At 54.1% G+C, this 16779-nt stretch carries 18 protein-coding genes and 1 other RNA gene; 6 read left to right on the top strand and 13 right to left on the bottom strand.

Annotated elements, in window-relative coordinates; genetic code table 11:
• Window positions 1-94 precede the first annotated feature (94 nt).
• Both ABS769_RS18245 and ABS769_RS18240 read right to left on the bottom strand, forming a co-directional pair.
• On the bottom strand, window positions 95-973 hold the full coding sequence (locus ABS769_RS18245; RefSeq protein ID WP_350498222.1) for a hypothetical protein: 879 nt from the start codon (window positions 971-973) through the stop codon (window positions 95-97).
• 254 nt (window positions 974-1227) lie between these two features.
• Window positions 1228-1524, bottom strand: a complete 297-nt coding sequence (locus ABS769_RS18240; RefSeq protein ID WP_317061318.1) for a helix-turn-helix domain-containing protein — start codon at window positions 1522-1524, stop codon at window positions 1228-1230.
• A 151-nt stretch (window positions 1525-1675) separates the two neighbouring features.
• Between ABS769_RS18240 and ABS769_RS18235 the strand changes: the two genes are divergently transcribed.
• The 4 genes from ABS769_RS18235 to ABS769_RS18220 all read left to right on the top strand — a co-directional run bounded on the left by ABS769_RS18235 (window position 1676) and on the right by ABS769_RS18220 (window position 4553).
• Window positions 1676-1996 carry a hypothetical protein gene (locus ABS769_RS18235; RefSeq protein WP_317061290.1) on the top strand — a complete coding sequence of 107 codons (321 nt, stop codon included), beginning with the start codon at window positions 1676-1678 and terminating at the stop codon, window positions 1994-1996.
• Window positions 1997-2009: 13 nt separating this feature from the next.
• Window positions 2010-2324 (top strand): hypothetical protein, encoded by a 315-nt coding sequence (locus ABS769_RS18230; protein ID WP_317061289.1) that lies wholly within the window; start codon window positions 2010-2012, stop codon window positions 2322-2324.
• 517 nt (window positions 2325-2841) lie between these two features.
• Window positions 2842-3033, top strand: a complete 192-nt coding sequence (locus ABS769_RS18225; RefSeq protein WP_186008231.1) for a hypothetical protein — start codon at window positions 2842-2844, stop codon at window positions 3031-3033.
• 185 nt (window positions 3034-3218) lie between these two features.
• Window positions 3219-4553, top strand: a complete 1335-nt coding sequence (locus tag ABS769_RS18220; RefSeq protein ID WP_317061288.1) for a site-specific integrase — start codon at window positions 3219-3221, stop codon at window positions 4551-4553.
• A 24-nt stretch (window positions 4554-4577) separates the two neighbouring features.
• Here ABS769_RS18220 and ABS769_RS18215 read toward each other — a convergent pair whose 3' ends face one another.
• From ABS769_RS18215 to ABS769_RS18195, 5 genes are all read right to left on the bottom strand, one after another.
• On the bottom strand, window positions 4578-5786 hold the full coding sequence (locus ABS769_RS18215; protein ID WP_317061287.1) for a hypothetical protein: 1209 nt from the start codon (window positions 5784-5786) through the stop codon (window positions 4578-4580).
• A 37-nt stretch (window positions 5787-5823) separates the two neighbouring features.
• Window positions 5824-6228: an H-NS family nucleoid-associated regulatory protein gene (locus ABS769_RS18210; RefSeq protein ID WP_317061286.1), complete on the bottom strand. Its 405-nt coding sequence runs from the start codon at window positions 6226-6228 to the stop codon at window positions 5824-5826.
• Window positions 6229-6330: 102 nt separating this feature from the next.
• Window positions 6331-9384 (bottom strand): Eco57I restriction-modification methylase domain-containing protein, encoded by a 3054-nt coding sequence (locus tag ABS769_RS18205; protein WP_317061285.1) that lies wholly within the window; start codon window positions 9382-9384, stop codon window positions 6331-6333.
• Entirely contained in the window at window positions 9384-11129 is a 1746-nt protein-coding gene (locus ABS769_RS18200) for an Eco57I restriction-modification methylase domain-containing protein (RefSeq protein ID WP_317061284.1), read from the bottom strand. Before ABS769_RS18200 ends, ABS769_RS18205 begins: the two co-directional genes overlap by 1 nt.
• A gap of 8 nt (window positions 11130-11137) precedes the next feature.
• Window positions 11138-11338, bottom strand: a complete 201-nt coding sequence (locus tag ABS769_RS18195) for a hypothetical protein (protein ID WP_317061282.1) — start codon at window positions 11336-11338, stop codon at window positions 11138-11140.
• Between the two features lie 331 nt (window positions 11339-11669).
• Between ABS769_RS18195 and ffs the strand changes: the two genes are divergently transcribed.
• Window positions 11670-11766: signal recognition particle sRNA small type (gene ffs / locus ABS769_RS18190), an RNA gene on the top strand.
• Window positions 11767-11841: 75 nt separating this feature from the next.
• Here the strand turns inward: ffs and ABS769_RS18185 are convergent.
• The 6 genes from ABS769_RS18185 to ABS769_RS18160 form a co-directional block, all read right to left on the bottom strand.
• A complete protein-coding gene (locus ABS769_RS18185; protein ID WP_317061281.1) occupies window positions 11842-12291 on the bottom strand; it encodes a molybdenum cofactor biosynthesis protein MoaE in 450 nt (149 codons plus the stop codon).
• On the bottom strand, window positions 12288-12533 hold the full coding sequence (locus ABS769_RS18180) for a MoaD/ThiS family protein (RefSeq protein WP_317061280.1): 246 nt from the start codon (window positions 12531-12533) through the stop codon (window positions 12288-12290). Before ABS769_RS18180 ends, ABS769_RS18185 begins: the two co-directional genes overlap by 4 nt.
• Window positions 12530-13027: a cyclic pyranopterin monophosphate synthase MoaC gene (gene moaC / locus ABS769_RS18175; protein WP_104550707.1), complete on the bottom strand. Its 498-nt coding sequence runs from the start codon at window positions 13025-13027 to the stop codon at window positions 12530-12532. Before moaC ends, ABS769_RS18180 begins: the two co-directional genes overlap by 4 nt.
• A 76-nt stretch (window positions 13028-13103) precedes the next feature.
• Window positions 13104-14138: a GTP 3',8-cyclase MoaA gene (moaA, locus tag ABS769_RS18170; RefSeq protein ID WP_317061279.1), complete on the bottom strand. Its 1035-nt coding sequence runs from the start codon at window positions 14136-14138 to the stop codon at window positions 13104-13106.
• Window positions 14138-14887 carry an MBL fold metallo-hydrolase gene (locus ABS769_RS18165; RefSeq protein WP_023902887.1) on the bottom strand — a complete coding sequence of 250 codons (750 nt, stop codon included), beginning with the start codon at window positions 14885-14887 and terminating at the stop codon, window positions 14138-14140. Before ABS769_RS18165 ends, moaA begins: the two co-directional genes overlap by 1 nt.
• Window positions 14887-15636, bottom strand: a complete 750-nt coding sequence (locus ABS769_RS18160) for a 3-deoxy-D-manno-octulosonic acid kinase (RefSeq protein WP_023902886.1) — start codon at window positions 15634-15636, stop codon at window positions 14887-14889. The genes ABS769_RS18165 and ABS769_RS18160 overlap by 1 nt, the downstream gene beginning before the upstream one ends.
• A 20-nt stretch (window positions 15637-15656) precedes the next feature.
• On the opposite strand from ABS769_RS18160, the gene ABS769_RS18155 reads away from it, so the two are divergent.
• Entirely contained in the window at window positions 15657-16706 is a 1050-nt protein-coding gene (locus ABS769_RS18155; protein WP_317061278.1) for a glycosyltransferase family 9 protein, read from the top strand.
• Window positions 16707-16779: the final 73 nt, after the last annotated feature.

The raw sequence follows: 16779 nt of genomic DNA, 5'->3' as shown, positions 1-16779 counted from the left end.
ACCTGCTTCAGCGTGGCGACGATCTGGCTCTCGGTGAACTTGCTCTTGCGCATCGTTGGTCTCCTCGGTGGCTAGTGTGCCCGGAGACCTCTAGTTATGGATGGATCAATTTTACGGGAGGCTGACAATCATATTCATGATCTTTGGGGTTCCGCTTGTTTTCCGCAGAATAGTTGTTCCAGACTTCGGGGTTATCCGGCAGTAGGCTCTTGATATAGTATCTGCCGGCCATGTTCTTAAAGGGTGGGCAGACCACGGGATTTCCAGAGCACGCCTCATTGTAAGCGTCGTTTGAAGTAGACCTTGCAAGATACTGCGTGACGCCACTGCTGCGTGCAGTAACGCTTGTTGCAACTGCTGCTGCAAGAACAGATGTTTGCAGATCTTCAATCTGATTGGCGATTGTAGGGCGCTGGTATGCCCATGCGGCCTTGGCGGGATTGGTGGCATTGACCAACACAAGCCCATGCCCTGCTGAGATCAGCATCACCGGGTTCGCGGCAGATTTCTGTGAGCGAGCCGCCATGCCTTTGCCTGGATTTTCCACCGGAATGCGATCTTCGGGAAAATAATGATAGATATCAAAACCACCGAAGAGGAACTTAATCTCGGAGACAGGAACAGATTGGCCCACGGCATCACTGACGGTTTGGAAGATAAGTTGCAAATCTTCATCAAACGAAGGGGTGTGTTCTTTAGGGATCGCAGATTTATCGAAATCGATATAGATCGTGTCTTTCAGCTGATCGTAAGTCAGCTTAAATTTAGTTTTTTTTGAAGGCCCATACTTGAAATTATTTTCATTTAATACGTCTTGCACCAACCCAGTCAGATCCGACTCCAATTGCTTTTTCTGGCTTGTGGTCATATTTTCTTGCGCCACCTTTGCCTGAGCAAAAACGCCGCCACTCAGGGAAAGCAGGAAAACAACGGCAATGCTATGTAGCGAGGCTTTTTTAAGACCAACTTTCATTTCGATATCCTTCCAGTGGACTACGATTTCGGGGGATGGGCCGCGCTATCGTCCTGACGCTGCACCCGTCGTCAGTATAGTGAAGTTCAGAGCTGTGTCACGTTAAGTCACGCAGCTTTTGTCGGTTTAACCTGATGTATGGCGATGTCTTACAAGCGTGTCATCATAATTAACGTGACCGTTTTCGCGTTTGATCGAAACTCCTATCAATTATCAGAGTTTTCCTACTTAGCCATGCGCCAATCGTCTCTTGACTATTTTTTCCGAGACAGTTGCGTGCGTGACTTGATGTCAGCCAAAAGCGCGAGCTGTTCTTTGGCGGGAAGCTGCATGAACTCCTGGATGAGTTCCGCCAGTTCGTCTGTCTCTGCATAGAGGTAGGCAAGCGAGACGCCAAGGGCGTCGGCCATCTTCTGAGCCGTCTCGCTATCGCACTCATGCACTGCCCGCTCGTATCGATTGATTCGAACGCCTGCGACATCTTCTGGTAGTCCCATGAGCACTCCTAAGGCCTTTTGGCTGAGCCGAAGTGTCTTCCTCCGCTTCTTCATACGGGCGGCGAAGACGACACGAACACTGCGGGCGTTGGGAGAATTCATGCCCCAAGGATGAACGTAAGCTACGCTTCTCGTAAATTACGTTGCCCGTATCTTACGTTTAGCGTATCTTTACCCCATCCGTCAACCATCCATAGGGGAAGTCATGGGCGCGCCGAAGCACGAAGTAGCGGAGGAGATCCACAGGCAGCAGGTTCAAGCACAAGCCGCAGCACAGCTCACGCAGCCCTTGCTCAAACGGGGCTGGCGCATTGCCTATGTGGGGTGGGCCGCTCCCATCCTCCCTGTCATTGGCTTCTTCTTTCTGGTTGTGCTCTCAATCGTTGCGTTGATCCATGGCGTCTTGGCCATCGTCAAAGGCAACACCTCAGGAGGCTTACGACTGCTCCTGGCTGCCTGGCTTGGGTCAACCGGGGTTGGCCTGCTCTGGATGGGTGTCTATGCCCTTCTCTCTTCGCTCTTTTAATCAAGGAATGCGTATGTCTAAGGTTCGCCTGATCACCGTTGGCCTGATGGTTGCCACTCTGGCTGCTTGCTCATCTGGACCTTCTGAGTCCAAGGCTGAGGAAGCAATGCTTGCCTATGCCAAGGCCAATGGTTCCGAAGATGCCAAGCTCACCAGCTTTAAGCTTGGGGAGTGTTCGAAGTCTGATAACGGTGGCTACAACTGCCCGGTTGAATCGCATATCGTTGCGATGGGCGGCAATTTCGACCAAGATTTCAAGGGTGTTTTTACCTTTGCCAAGATCGACGGGAAATACAAAGTGGTGGGGACAGTGAGCCGCACGTTTTAAAATAATTTCGAATAATTTCGTCCCAAAGCCCCGCAAGGGGCTTTTTTATTGGAATCGCCGATCGAGGCATATTTGGAAAGGGACCACCATCCCTATATTGACCAATCAAGTCGTGCAGCGCCATTTTCAGGCGATTCCTGCATGGACTCATGAATCATCTTGACTGATGTTGATTCCGCATTATAGATCTGACATGAGCAAAAAAACGACACCGACTAAGTATCATCTTACCAAGCCTCTCATTGACGAAGAAGAGCGAGCGTTCCGGACTGAAATGGTAGAAACAACTTATAAAGTCCTCAAAGTCAACAATGTTCGCCCGCCCAAGCGAGTGAAGCACCTATCCCAACTCTATGTCGATGGCCTGATTAGTGATAAAGAGCTAAGCACACTCTTGAACGCGCGCGTTTCAAAGCGATTGAACAGCGCAACAAAAACAACCACTAGGCTATAGTTGACCGACCGTAATTTCGCATTATAACTATTGAAACAAGGCGATTCGCAGGAGGAATCAATAATGGCGACACATAAAATCAGCGAACAAGAGAGAAGAGACCGAGCAAACCAAGTCCGGCATGCAAAGGAAGCGCTTGCGCTAACAGGCGAAGAAATATCCTTACCAACAGAAAAACTGGCGCAGCTTTTCATTGAAGGTGAAATTGACGCAGATGAACTCGAAAGCCTCATTGAGGGCGGCACAATCCACTGAGTGGAAAAAAGTCAAAAATCTATTTAATTAATTCAACGTAACACGGAAACCCGCGCCAGCTCTACTAAGAGGAACAATATGGTTATAAATTAAACCGCCTCATAGATACGAAGTTTGGTTGATTTTAAGGCTTCCCCATTGACACACCTCTGCTCCTCATTAAGTTTGGTGTTCAAAGGTGGCTCATGAAAAAAGATCAAATCGAAAAAAATTTAAACGAACGGCAATGCAGTGTATCTCGGGTGATATCGGGCAACTTGGTGCTCGAAGGCTTCACGGTTCAAGGGCCAAACGCGGACCAGCGTTTCATAAGAATGATCAAGCAGCTGCGTATGGCACAGGGCTTGATCAACTCCTCCTCCCCGAATACTTCTAGCGATCTCCATCTTCTAGAAGACGAAATCAAAAAGTATCGGCGAGACATCAAACGAGAGAGAAAAGGTCTTGGCGGCATCGTCGGACTTACCCAGACCCTCAGCATCACCGCCAGCGTTATTGGCAACATCCCTGTCGATCAGATCAACCAGGACCACATTCGCTCAGTGCTCGATAGCTTCCAGTGGTGGCCCAAAAATGCGAAGTCCAGAAAGGAGTTTCGCGGAATGAGCACTACCGAGGTCCTTGCCATAGGCCGGTCACGCAAACCAGTGACCATTGCTGCTAGCACTTACAACAACCATCTGGCGAGGATCTGCGCATTTTTTCAACGCCAAATTGCAATAGGTGTGATCAAAAATTCTCCCTGCGCTGGCGTCAACACGAAAATTGACACATCAACAGAGAAAAAAAACAGAAGGCCGCTCTACATCGAAGAATTAGCTGCGATTTTTGAACCGACTGAATTTAAGCGCTGGGCCAAAGATCGTCCAGAGCGGTGGTGGGTGCCGCAGCTTTGTCTCTACACAGGTGCCCGAGCCAGCGAAATTGCCCAGCTTCGACTTTCCGATATTTCTACCATTGATGGCATTAGCTGCATCACCATTCGCGTCACTCAAAAAGAACAGCGTGTCAAAAATAAACCCTCTGTTCGCGTCATTCCACTGGCTCAACCACTGATCGATGCAGGCTTCCTTATATACGTCGAAGAAGTTAGAGCAACCAAACATCCGCGCCTGTTCCCCCATCTCGATGCCGGCTATACGCTTTATGAGGGTGAAGCCTTCTATCTCGGTTATGGTGACAAGGTAATTCGGGACTTTTGTAAGCGCCTTAAACAAATGGGATTTGATAAAGGCATCGGCCCCCATGCTTTCCGCCATACCTTTTCAACAAATTTAACCAAACATGGGATTGGTGTGGCAGAAGTGGCTTTGGTTACCGGCCACGCTGTTCAAGGATCGAAGCCAGACAGCGTGCATGTCCCAGGACTACAAACCTACATTGATCGGGATCAATGTCCTCCCGAACTTAAAGCAATATACGCGACGGTTTCGAAATTTAACCCAGGCGTTGAATTGCCCGCCTACACCCCTGGGCAATTTGCAAAAGCATTTTCAAGAAAGGAAAAATTTAAGAAGTAGCTTCAGAAAAACGGAAGTTGAACACTATTGAGGCACCCCGAAACGAAGGCGGGGATATTCACCCCTTTCCTTTGCTGTTTCCACAACACGGTCGTAAGCTTCGAAAAACTCTTCTTCATCTGCCAGGTGAGCACAGTATTTGTATAGTTCCGGGTAATCCAAAGCCACCACGTCTACGTTCTTCTCTGCCATGATTTGAAGAAGTGGCGGGCTGTATTCAAAATACTGATCATTAAAGAGTTCTTTGACTACAATGAGCGTCTTCTTCTCTTTATTCGCAATATTCACGCCATGCAGCTCATCACCAATGAAAAAGTCTAGCGTATGGTCGAACTTCTGAATGTATCCGAGCGCACCCTTCACTTGGCCAATCGCCTTATTGAGCGCGTGCATCACATTCGAACGCTTCCTCGATATTTTTTGATGACTGATTGCTTCGGTGTTCGGGCTGTCCTTAGCTTGCACAATCAACACTCTGTTACGAGTCACGACTAAGATATCGCACACCTCTTCCTTGTCGTGACATCGCAAGGGGCTGTGATAGATTTGCTTTTGTTCAAAGCACATTGAAAGGCAACGAATGATGTCTTCTTCTTGATAGCTTCCTGGCTCTTTTCTTTCGACCTGGGTATGGCTGTAACCGCGAGCGCCATGATACTGGTGTGACTTAGGCTGCAAATCCTGGATGACCACATCCCCAAATTCCATCTCAGAAAATTCTATTACGATAGCTTCCAAGTCATCACGGGGAGTGCGCAGAGAAAACCAATCAGGGATCGCATCTAGCAGTGATCCAAGTTGCATCGGGTGTCTCAGAAGAAACTTTTTAGAAATTCGTTGACGACTTACTTCTGGAATGATTGCTATCGACTTGAAAACGAAGTGCTCTCGTGAGTGCTCGTCAAAAAAATGGACAGATAGATTCTGGCTGTTCAAAGCAGCGAATAGGTCTTCTGATAGATCATCATCCATCAGAGGTGTGACCAGAGTCAGTGGCTTATCATGATCATCGAAGAAAGCCGTCAACAATCCCACGACCTTGGCACCTGAGATTTCAACAGGCGCAAGATACATCTTTATAAAGCCTGACAATTTAGCTGCCAAGATGTATTCCTTGGGCAACTTAATTATCAAAAGATGCCCTATCCCATCGGGGCTTCTTTTGGGAAGAATGCCCCCTGGATAATGTCGTATTTCCGGCAGAAGCGCTGGATATGAGAGCGTAATTACCATTTCAAAAAACCTCCTCAGGCCGGCTCATCCTCATCAGCTATCCTGGGAACTTTGGAAAACGCTCGTTCGGATGCTTTGCTTTCCATTCCTTATAAGACGCACTTCCTTCCCAGATAGTGAAAGATTTCGGCGGTCTCCCCCTGCCTGTCCAAGTCTCTTGGTTGTGTGGAAGCCAATACTTAGGAGCCACTTCCTTCCGAGTGCCTGCTGCTTTCTTCGGGCGGCCAGGTCCGCCAACAGAAGCCCCGAGCTGAGCTGCGAGATCTGCTTTCTGCTTGGCGGTAAAGTGCTGGCCGAAGCGGCTCAACAGATCAGATACTTGATGGAAGGTGTTTGATGCTTCTTGTTCAATAAGCTTGGCTTCTTCCTCTTCGAGCTTTTTGAGCTCTTCGGAAAGTCGGGCTTTGGCAGAAACAATGGAATCGAGTGTTGTCTTACTCATAATGACTGGCCTCCTTAATAACTAGCGAGAAACTATTTTATTGATGGGAGAATGGATAACGCGGCCTTAAAAACGCATAGACATAACACGAAATTAAGTAATCTAGGAGGGCACTTCCACGCTTGATATGATCTTCATTTCTTCCGAAGAAAGACCGAAAATCGACGTAAGCTCAGCCTCTATCTTAGCCACAAGTGCGAGCGCATTCCTCCTATGAAAGGTTTTTTGCGAGGGTATCCGCGCCTCTGAAACAGCTTTTTTTGCGGCAATTAGTGATGTCACCATTTCCTCAATCGCTAATTGCTTACTTGCCCCAGGAACAGGGACCGGCAGGTGTCCAATAAATTGTTTTCCATGCGAATAATAGCCTCCGCCAAACACGCTCGTATGATTCCTGATAATAGCTTCGCTAAATGGATGATGAAGCACAGCCATTAGATATTTATTACTTACTCCGCTGCCAGCCAGTGCTCTCAGCATATAATAGGGACCGTTCCCTCCTCCTGTTGCCACTACATTTTCTTTATCATACGCATATCGTGCTTCTTTCGACAATGCGGGCAACACGATTTTTTCAGAATCAAATTTTGATAGACTTTGGGAGCGACCGAACTGATAGAATTGCTGCTCTCCTATGCGACCACCGGAGATATGCCTGCGTTCTAAATCCGCTCTCCTGGCAGACAAATAAGCAAAGCATTTTGGGAAATGCAACTGCATTTGATCAGGTTGAATAAGCTCCGCGACCTTCTTCCCCGCCGCATTAAATTTGATCAAATATGGAAAAATCATCCATTTATTAGCGATAACTTCTTCATAAGAACCTAACGATGCGTCCATGATGCACGGACGGCATATCCCACGCTCAATTGGCCAGACCTTGTCCGACCAACTTAGAGCAAGATCACCAGGATCATCCGAAGGACTGTCAAAGATGTAAGCTTCGTCCAAGCTTGTTTGAACTCCCACGAAGATCTCTGCAACTTGACTGAGTTGTTGCGGATGAGCAGCCCGCATTTTGGCGATCAAACTCGTGAATTCTACCGAAGCAAACTGCCACGCGTCAGCACCTATTGTGTCAGCATCTAAAACCGACACCGCCCCTGGCTGTCCGTATCGCCACTTCTCCAATGGTCCTGGCTGCTCCAATCTTACGTCTCCTGCCCCCCTCCGACTCAAAATAAGAATGCACGTGTAGTTTGAGCTATCGGCGAAAACCTGTTTAACTCCAAAATGCACAATTTCTTCTAACATCTTAGGGCGAGCTATCAACTCCCTCAGCGCACGCCCAGCTTGGATGGTCATGAATTTATGAGGGGTGATAACGCCAATTCGCCCTCCCGGCCCAAGTAACATGATTGATCGCTCGATGAAAAGAGCATACTTGTCGAAATTGTCATGTTTGGCAGTAAGATAGGGAGAATTCTTATCTTGATAATAAGCAACCTCCTCTGCGGAGTATGTCGCCATACTTTGGATGCGGATATAGGGTGGATTTCCAACGACGACATCAAAACCACCCCGGCCCATCTCATTCGGAAACTCGTGACCCCAATCGAAGGGACGAATCTTCTCCAATAGTGGACCGGTCATAGGCGGTTTCGCTTTCTCCCACTCTACTTGGCTGACTAAACTGTTGCCTGACTTTACGATTTCACCTAGCGATGGAAGCGGCTTTTTCTTGAATACGGAAGAAAAGTGCGAAAGGGTTGAATGAGTTTCACGCTCTACCAGCTTAAGCAGCAAGCTAAGCTGTGCAACTTCGACAGCGCTTGCATCAATATCTACTCCTCGAACATGGGTTAAAAGAATCCGTCGCTTTTCCGCGAAGGTTAAATACCATTGCCCTGAGCCGCCATCAAAAATGCGGGTTCCAATATGGGTAGAGCGTGCATTAGCGAGATACCAAGATAGGTAATAATCCATCAACCGCTCATAAAGCGATAACAAAAATACCCCAGAGCCGCAACATATATCAATAACGGTAAGCGCTTCTAACTGGGAAGGGTCCTTTCCCTCCAGCAATGGCGACAAGGATTTCGCGACTATCAAATCGACTATGTATGCCGGGGTAGGATATACGCCATCACCCTCCCTAACCTCCGGACGATTGACGATAGAAACAACCCCTGCATCTACTTGTATCTCGTCACCCAAGAATTGTTCGTAGATCTCACCAAGAACGTGCGTATCGACGACAGCGAATGTATACGGGCTTTTGGGGTAATAGAGATCCTCGAAGATGGCCTGCAAGACGTCATCACTAACTTTGATGCCGAGCTTCTCTTCATCGAGCAATCTGAATAAACCGGAATTATAGAAGGCATCTGCACGCCGCAGATCCTCCATGAATAAATTAAATGTATTGCGACCTCTTAGATTTTCGTAGGCCTCAATATCCCGATCTTCGCAAATACGCAAAAACATAATCCGCGAGAGGAATATCTGCACTGCGTAAGTCAATTCAGCTGTGCAAAGACCCGTGTTCTGGTGGATATCTGCGGCGAGCATTTTCCGCCATTTCCTCACCTGACTCAGGAATAGATCGTCAAATCGCTCGCCAGTGCCCTTTTTAGCGGGGATGGCGAACTGCCTATCGAACTCTCCTGAGTAGACAGAATGTCGAGACAAAATTGGCCATAATGCTTCAAATTTATCAACGAACTCGGCATAGCTCACGAGCAAAATGCGCGCGTGACTTGCTTCATCGTTTTGGTCAGGCGCATGGGTTGTGTCGTAGACCGCAAGACGATAGAAGTTGGTTAGGACTGAAATCGAGAAGCCAGCGGAAAACCCATATCGCCTCAACTGAAATGCAGCGTCCCTGTTAGTCTCAATGGGAACACTTGGCTTCTTAGCTTCCACAAAAAATTTTCTTTGCCCTGCAAGCCGCATCTCGTAATCTGGACGCTTATTGAGCTTTTCTCCAACTTCGACAGTAGCTTCTTCCACCACGTCTCTTAGGAGTGAGCTCTGCCCAGCCGAGTTGTGAACATCCCAACCAAAGGCCACAAGCAGCGGCGTTATGAAGTCGGTTCTTGCTTGTGTCTCGTTATAGCCCTTATCCAGCCTCTCAGCCTCGTTGCTTTTGAACAAAGCAACGAGATCGGCAACGCGCACTTTCGCAATTTCACGCACATCAGTGCAATCATTCATCAGTTAGGCTCCGTCAAACTACGCCTGCCGCCTTTCTTTCGAGCCATACGGCGATCTCGCATCTTGAACCAAATGTCGCGAAGCGCAGTGCACTCAGGCTTCGAAAGCCCCATATGCTCCATAAGAACAATTCGGGCATTTTGTTCCAGAACCTCATCCAACCGTCCGGCTCGCATTAAACGATCACACTCAATGAGAGGTAGCGCTCCATTCAGAACAGCAGGCATCAAAAGTCGCTCGGCTTCGGTTGGTTCAAGCTCAAGAACGCCGCCGCCATAGCTTCGTCCTTCAATTTCAGCAGACGCGGCTGTTAACCAAGAGTATGTGTTGGCCACTACGCGTTCGGGCGAAGAGCGCTTAGCCCTGAGCCGATGGATTGTGTCAGTGGAAGTAGCCCCTGCCTCGTTGAGCACAACACGTGGAAAGTCGTAAATCTGACGGAAGAGAAAACCATCAGGAATCCAGACAGAAGGAACTTCATACCAAGGTTTCCGGATGGAACACTTGTAGCCCAGATGGACTTCCTGTTGCTCACCAAATTCCACGTAACGCTTCAACGCAGGAGACAGCTTCGCTCCTTGCACGCGTTTGAGATCCAACAAATGGACACGCCCACCGGTTTCAGACATAGCATTCCAGTCTGCCTGGCGCACAGTGGTCCCCTTCAAATGAGCTGAGCGCGATACCAGAGGCGATGTGTAGCCTTCGAGTCCGAACTCCTCCACCTGCTCCGTCGTGAGCACGAAGAACTCATTTCGCCCGGTCACCACGCCAACATCTATACTTGCGTGAGATGAAAGGGATGTTGCTTCACCCGATTCTCTAACAGCACGCATCAGAGAAATCTCTTTTTGAGTTAAAAAGTATTTCAGCCACTTCTCGCTGTCGTGCTGAATAATTTTCGGCTTAGCAGATGCGAGAACCGCTTGGGGGGTGCGCTGGATAATTTCACCCACAGTTTGAGCTTCTGTCATCGCCACCCGACAACGATTTGCGTTAGATGCTTGGGGAAGGCAACCATCCGCCAGAAGTAGAACAACTTCCTGCTCAGCCTTTTCAAAAAAAAGCTCGTTGCATGCTACGACGTCGATACGCTCGAAACGGTCAGTGAGGAACGACCTCAATTGCGCGGCGTAGGTTACCTGTAAAATTTCGGCAGGCAGCACCAACCCGAGGCACCCACCTGGACGAAGACTGGCAGCAGCGGCCACCACAAAAGGAACCCACATGTTGGTAAGTTTGTTCGGCACCAAGCCTTCGTTGGACATCAACGCCATGGCGAGCGAGCGATGAGGCTCAGGAAAGGTTTGATACCGAATGAAAGGCGGATTGCCAATCACGGCGTCATAGCTTTCTACCACATGCTTTTGGCGCCAAGAGAAGAAGTCAGAGTTATGAACTATTTTTTCTGCACCATTCCCAACAAGTGCTCGCAAGCTATCGCACGCAGCGTCAGCTTGATCTGCCATGATCTCGACACCGGTGAGGCGTGCGCAGATGCTGTTTTTTGCTGCACCGAGCTCGCTAAATCGAAGCGCGGCTGCTCGCAAAAAGGCGCCGTCGCCACTGCTTGGTTCTAGAACCTTGTCCTTAGATGTTCTTATGGCCCATGCGCAAATCCAGGAAGCCACCTCGGACGAAGTGTAATATCCACCCCTCAATTTATCGCGACTTAAATTAGTGAAACGTCCTGCACTTGCTCGCAATGGCGCTCGCACCGGATCATTTTTTGCTCGACTTGGCATTGGTGACTTCAGGAAATTTTAGAAAGGAGCGGCCATTGCTCTGCTACATATTTTTCGCTTGCATCGCGGATTACCCAGGCCAGGGAAACCTTTTTTTGTGCTGCGATCTGCTCTAAGTGGCGGTAAAGCTCAGGAGGAAAGCTCACAGAGGCCCGTAAAGATTGGTCATTCTTGCTTCGTTCATCTGATGCCTCTGCGACCATTTCCATTGCCTCCCAAGATGCCGATGCACCACTTTACACCAGGGTGGTGCAGCCTTGGTTGAAGGAGCAGAAATTGTGGAGAGTGCCAATCTCAGAGATTGCGATTTATCGCGAGAGCCGGCCTTCCTGTTTGGTAGCAGGTGCTTGGCAACTAACCTTTGCGGACGTTAGAATGAGCGGACACCAACAAGGACAAGCGTCCGGTTCGTGTCCCGGTTCGAGATCAAGGGGTTAGAGCGGATTCATCCGTCTCCCCCTCTCTCCGCCAGTTTTATGATCCTGCAACGCGATTGCATGGATTCAGGGCCACGCCAGTGGCCCACGTCTTATGGTGGCCCCGTCGGTCCCTCGCGACGCTAGATCGAAAATCCCGCCAGGGCCGGAAGGCAGCAACGGTATCGATTGACGCGGGCGCCGAGGTCAACCGGCGGGGACACCACCCTAATCAGAAAACACGCTGCCCATGTGGCGATGGTTGTGTGCGTATTCGCAAAGCGGCAGCAACGCTGTCATTGCGTCTGCGCTTCCGGATGCAGCCAGCCCGCATCGCCTTCCAGGTAATGCTCGTGCTTCCAGATCGGCACGCGTGCCTTGACCTCGTCGATGATGAAGCGGCAGGCATCGAATGCGGCCCCGCGATGCGCCGCACTGACGCCCACCCACACCGCCATGTCGCCGATACGCAGCTCGCCCACGCGGTGCACGCAGTGCGCGTTGACGATGGCAAACCGCCTCATCGCTTCGTCGAGCACGCGTTGGCCTTCGGCCTGCGCGAGTGCGGCATAGGCTTCATAGCGCAGCCCGGCGACGCCGCGGCCTTCGTTATGGTTGCGCACCCAACCCTCGAAACTGGCAAACGCGCCGGCATGCGGATGCTCCAGCGCAGCACGCAAGCTGTCGATCGGTAACGGCACGTCAGAAAGCGCAAAGATGGCGGTTGTCTGCTCGCTCACACTCAACCTCCCGACACCGGTGGAATAAACACGATTTCACTGCCGTCGCGCACCTTGTCCTCCCAGCGTGCGAACGCGCCATCCACCGCGACGCGCAGCTGCGTCGGCGTCCAGCGCAGGCCATGGCGCGTATCGAGTTCGGCATAGAACGCGCGCAAATCCTGCGCATCCGAGTGCACCTGCTCGCTTGCAACGCCCGCCGCTTCACGCAAGCTGGCGAAATACAGCACCGTCACTGTCGCACTCATCGCGTTGCTCCGATATCGCGCTTGCCGCCGCGTTTGGACACCAGCCTGGTTGGGCCGATGCTCATTGCATGCGACAGCGCCTTACACATGTCGTAGACCGTCAATGCCGCCACGCTGGCACCGGTAAGCGCTTCCATCTCCACCCCGGTGCGGTGTACGCAGCGCACCGTGCAGCTGATGTGCAGCACCTGTTCGCCCGCCCAGTCGATCTCGAAGCGGCACGCATCGATCGGCAGCGGGTGGCAGAACGGAATCAATTCGTGCGTGCGCTTGACCGCCATGGTGCCGGCGATCACTGCGGTCTCCACGATGCCGCCCTTGGCGCTGCGCAAGCCGTTGGCGCGCAGCTGCGCGGCCACGGCTGCGGGAAATCGCACGCGACTTTCGGCAGTGGCACTGCGTGCGGTGACCGCCTTGTCCGAGACATCCACCATGGTGGGCAGCCCGGCGTCATCCAGGTGGGTCAGGCGTGCGGAACGGGTTTTTGCGGGCATGGGAAACGACACAATGACAGGCGCTCAGGATGCGGCATTCTCGGTGAAAGCGGTGCCCTGATGAAACAACCACCACTCACCCGCCGATCAAAAACATCTCGACCGGCTTGCCACGGCGCGGCGCCGACGACGCACGCACCTCGCTGTAGCGGTCGCCACGGATGCTCCAGCGCGCGCGCAGATGTTCCGACAATCCATGCTCGCCCTGGCCCAACGCCGGCTTGAGGTCATGGCCCTGGCTAGCGAACAGGCAGGTATACAACTGCCCATCGGCCGACACACGTGCGCGCTGGCAATCGCCGCAAAACGGCACGCTGACCGAACTGACGAAACCCACCTCGCCCGCGCCGTCGGCAAAGGCATGCCGTTGCGCCACTTCGCCAGTGTAATTGGCATCCAGCGGCACCAGCGGCCAGCGCGCGTGGATGCGTTCGTGCAGTTGTGCGGAGGTCACCACCGCATCCGGCGTCCAGCCATTGCAGCTGCCTACATCCATGAATTCGATGAAGCGCAGCACGTGGCCGGTGCCACGGAAGTGCTCCACAAGCGGCAACACCTGATCCTCGTTGACGCCGCGCTGCACCACGCAATTGATTTTCAACCGCTGGAAGCCGGCCTGCTCGGCAGCGGCAATACCAGCCAGCACCTGCGCGATCTCGCCGCGGTTGCCGCTCATGCGTCTGAACAGCTCCGGATCCAAGGCATCCATGCTTACGGTGATGCGGCGCAGCCCGGCCTGACGCAGGGCAACCGCCTGACGCGCCAGCAAGGTGCCGTTGGTGGTCAGCGCCAGATCCTCGATGCCGACGATGGCGGTCAATCGCGCAACCAAGCTCGGCAGGTCGCGTCGCAGCAGCGGCTCGCCGCCGGTCAGACGCACCTTGGTGACGCCCACCGACACGAACGCGCGCACCAGCGTTTCCAGCTGATCGAAGCTCAGCCTTTGCTGCGCATCGAAACCGTAATCGTCCGGCACCCGATTGGCCGGCATGCAGTAACCGCAGCGGAAGTTGCAGGCCTCGATGACCGACAGCCGCAAATCGCGCAGCGGCCGGCCATAGCGGTCCTGCATCGGCGCTGCGGTCTGATTCGGAAGCAGCAAGGCGCTCATCAGGGCACCATGGCGGCGGTCGGCTCCGCCAGCTCCAGGTAATGTCCAGGCACCGCAACACGATGGCCGCGTGCGCGGAGCACGTCGCCGTCGGCGTCGCTGGCGTAGTGGTACAGCAGCATGCGGCTCAACAGGTCCTGCGGGTATTCCCGCTCCAAATCGTCCACGCCAGTATGCGACGGGTTGCCGTGAACGCCGCAGTCATGCGCGATGAGCTCGCCGTCATCGGCATAGCGGGCCAGCATTTCCGGGATCGGCCGGGTATCGCCGCTCCACACCAGCGCACCCTTCAGGCGCAGCCCGTAGGCGGTCTCCGGCCAATGGTGGCGCACCGGGAACACCTCCAGCCGCACGCCGTCATGCCAGAACGCATCGCCGACCGGCACCAGCTGAAACGCGTCCCAGAAGTTGGCGCCGCCCTCGGCCAGCACATTTGGGTAGTCGGCGATCCGCCGCTGCAGCAGCGGCACCACCGGCGCCGGCACGTACAGGCGGGTGCGCCCGCGCCGCTCGGAAAAATAGCTGTCCACGAACACCCGCTCCAGCCCGCCAACATGGTCCAGATGCACATGGGTGATGAAGAACGCCTGCGGCAACCGGCCGTAATGGGCCTGGTACGCAGTCAGCCCCTCGCTGCCGCAGTCGATGGTCAGCCACGGCGCGCCGGCACGCTCGAGTGTGGCCATCGGCGAGCCAAGCGCCACCGCCGACGCATTGCCGACCCCCTGCACACGCAACGCCCAGTTCATCAGTAGCCCCGGCCCCAGGCCAGTTCGTAAGCGCGATGCAGGCGCTCGTAATCCTTGTCGACATCTTCGCGGCTGCGCGTGCCGCGCAATTTCAACAGCGAGCGATGCAGCCGCGCCAGATTGCGCTCGCGCCAGCGCGTGGCCGGAATGCGCAACACGCCACGGTCGAAATCGATCAACCAGCCATGCCCACCGGCATCGAACAGAATGTTGTGCGCGTTGAGATCGGCGTGATCCAGGCCGGCGCGATGAAAGCGCGCAATCAACCGCCCGGTCTCTTCCCACGGCGCGCCACGCCCGGCGACCTGCGCGTGATCGGCCAGCGAGCGCACGTTTTCCAGGCGTTCCATCAATAGCGCAGCGCGATAGCCCAATCCTTCGCGCAGATAGCAGGCCGCCAACGGGCGCGGCACCGGCAACTTGCGGCTGAGCAACTCGCGCATCAGCCGGAACTCGGCGAAGCTACGCGTGCGCCCCGCCCCTTTCCACAGATAGTGATCGCGACTCACCCGGGCAGCCATGCCGCCACGCAGATACTGGCGCAACACGCTGCGGCCGAACGGCGCATCCACAAACCACGCCCCGCCACGCCCGCCCTCATCCACCGGCCGCGCCCTGTCGCCCCAGTGTTGCGGCGAAAACAGCGTGGCATCGGCTTGCCGCAGCCGTTCGCGGTCGAACAGAATGGCGCCATAGCCGCGGCCTTCGCGGTACGGCGTCAGCGCTTCAGTGGCGTCGAAAGAAACCATCTATCGAGTCTAACAACACCATGGCTTCTACGCCCGCTTCGTTATGCCTGCTGCGCCTGTCCGCCCTGGGTGACGTCACCCACGTGGTGCCGCTGGTGCGCACCTTGCAGGCGGGATTTCCGGCAAGCCAGCTGCATTGGATCATCGACAAGGCCGGGCTGAAGTTGCTCGACGGCCTGCCCGGTGTGCAGTTTCATGCCTACGACAAGCGCACCGGCGTGGCCGGCATGCGCGCGCTGCGCCAGTCGCTGGCGCCGCTGGGCCGCTTCGATGCCTTGCTGCAAATGCAGGTGGCCTTCCGCGCGAATGTGCTGTCGGCATTCGTGCCGGCGCGGCGGCGGATCGGCTACGACCGCAGCCGCTCCAAAGACCTGCACGGCCTGTTCGTCAACGAGCGCATCGCCGACCGCCCCGGCATCCATGTGCTCGACGTCATCGGCAGCTTCGCGCAGCCGCTCGGCCTGACCCAGACCCAGGTGCGCTGGGATCTACCAGTGCCGGACGAGGCGCATGCCTGGGCGCGCGCGCAGTGGGATAACGACGGCCGCCCGGTGCTGATGATTTCGCCCTGCTCCAGCCATGCGCGCCGCAACTGGTACGCCGACCGCCACGCGGCGCTGGCCGATCACGCCGCTGCGCAAGGCTGGCGAATCGTGCTGTGCGGTGGCCGCAGCGAGCTTGAACGCAGCACCGCCGATGCCATCGTCGCGGCCGCGCGCACGCCGGTGCTGGACCTGGTAGGCAAGGACACGCTCAAGCAGCTCCCCGCCCTGCTCGCCCGCGCCGATCTGGTGGTCACACCCGACTCGGGCCCGATGCACATCGCCAACGCGATGGGCACCAAGGTGCTCGGCCTGCATGCGGCGAGCAATCCGCTGCGCAGCGGCCCGTATTCGGACGTGCGCTATTGTGTGGACCGTTACGACGCGGCCGCCCGCAAACACCTGGGCAAGCCGGCCGACCAGCTGAAATGGGGCACCAAGATCGAGTTCGACGAGGTGATGTCGCTGATCACCGTGGACGATGCAATCGCTGCTTTCGAGCGTTATCGCACCGATCATCCGCGCTGAGGGACGGCGACGGATGGTCGCTCAAACAGGCGTTCAATCGCTTGAGCAAGCGGCGCGCACTGCGCCGTTGCTC

The sequence above is a fragment of the Xanthomonas hortorum genome, assembly GCF_040279205.1.
Taxonomy (GTDB): domain Bacteria; phylum Pseudomonadota; class Gammaproteobacteria; order Xanthomonadales; family Xanthomonadaceae; genus Xanthomonas; species Xanthomonas hortorum_F.
Note: the sequence above shows the minus strand (reverse complement) of the source record. Positions and strands in the feature narration are given on the sequence as shown.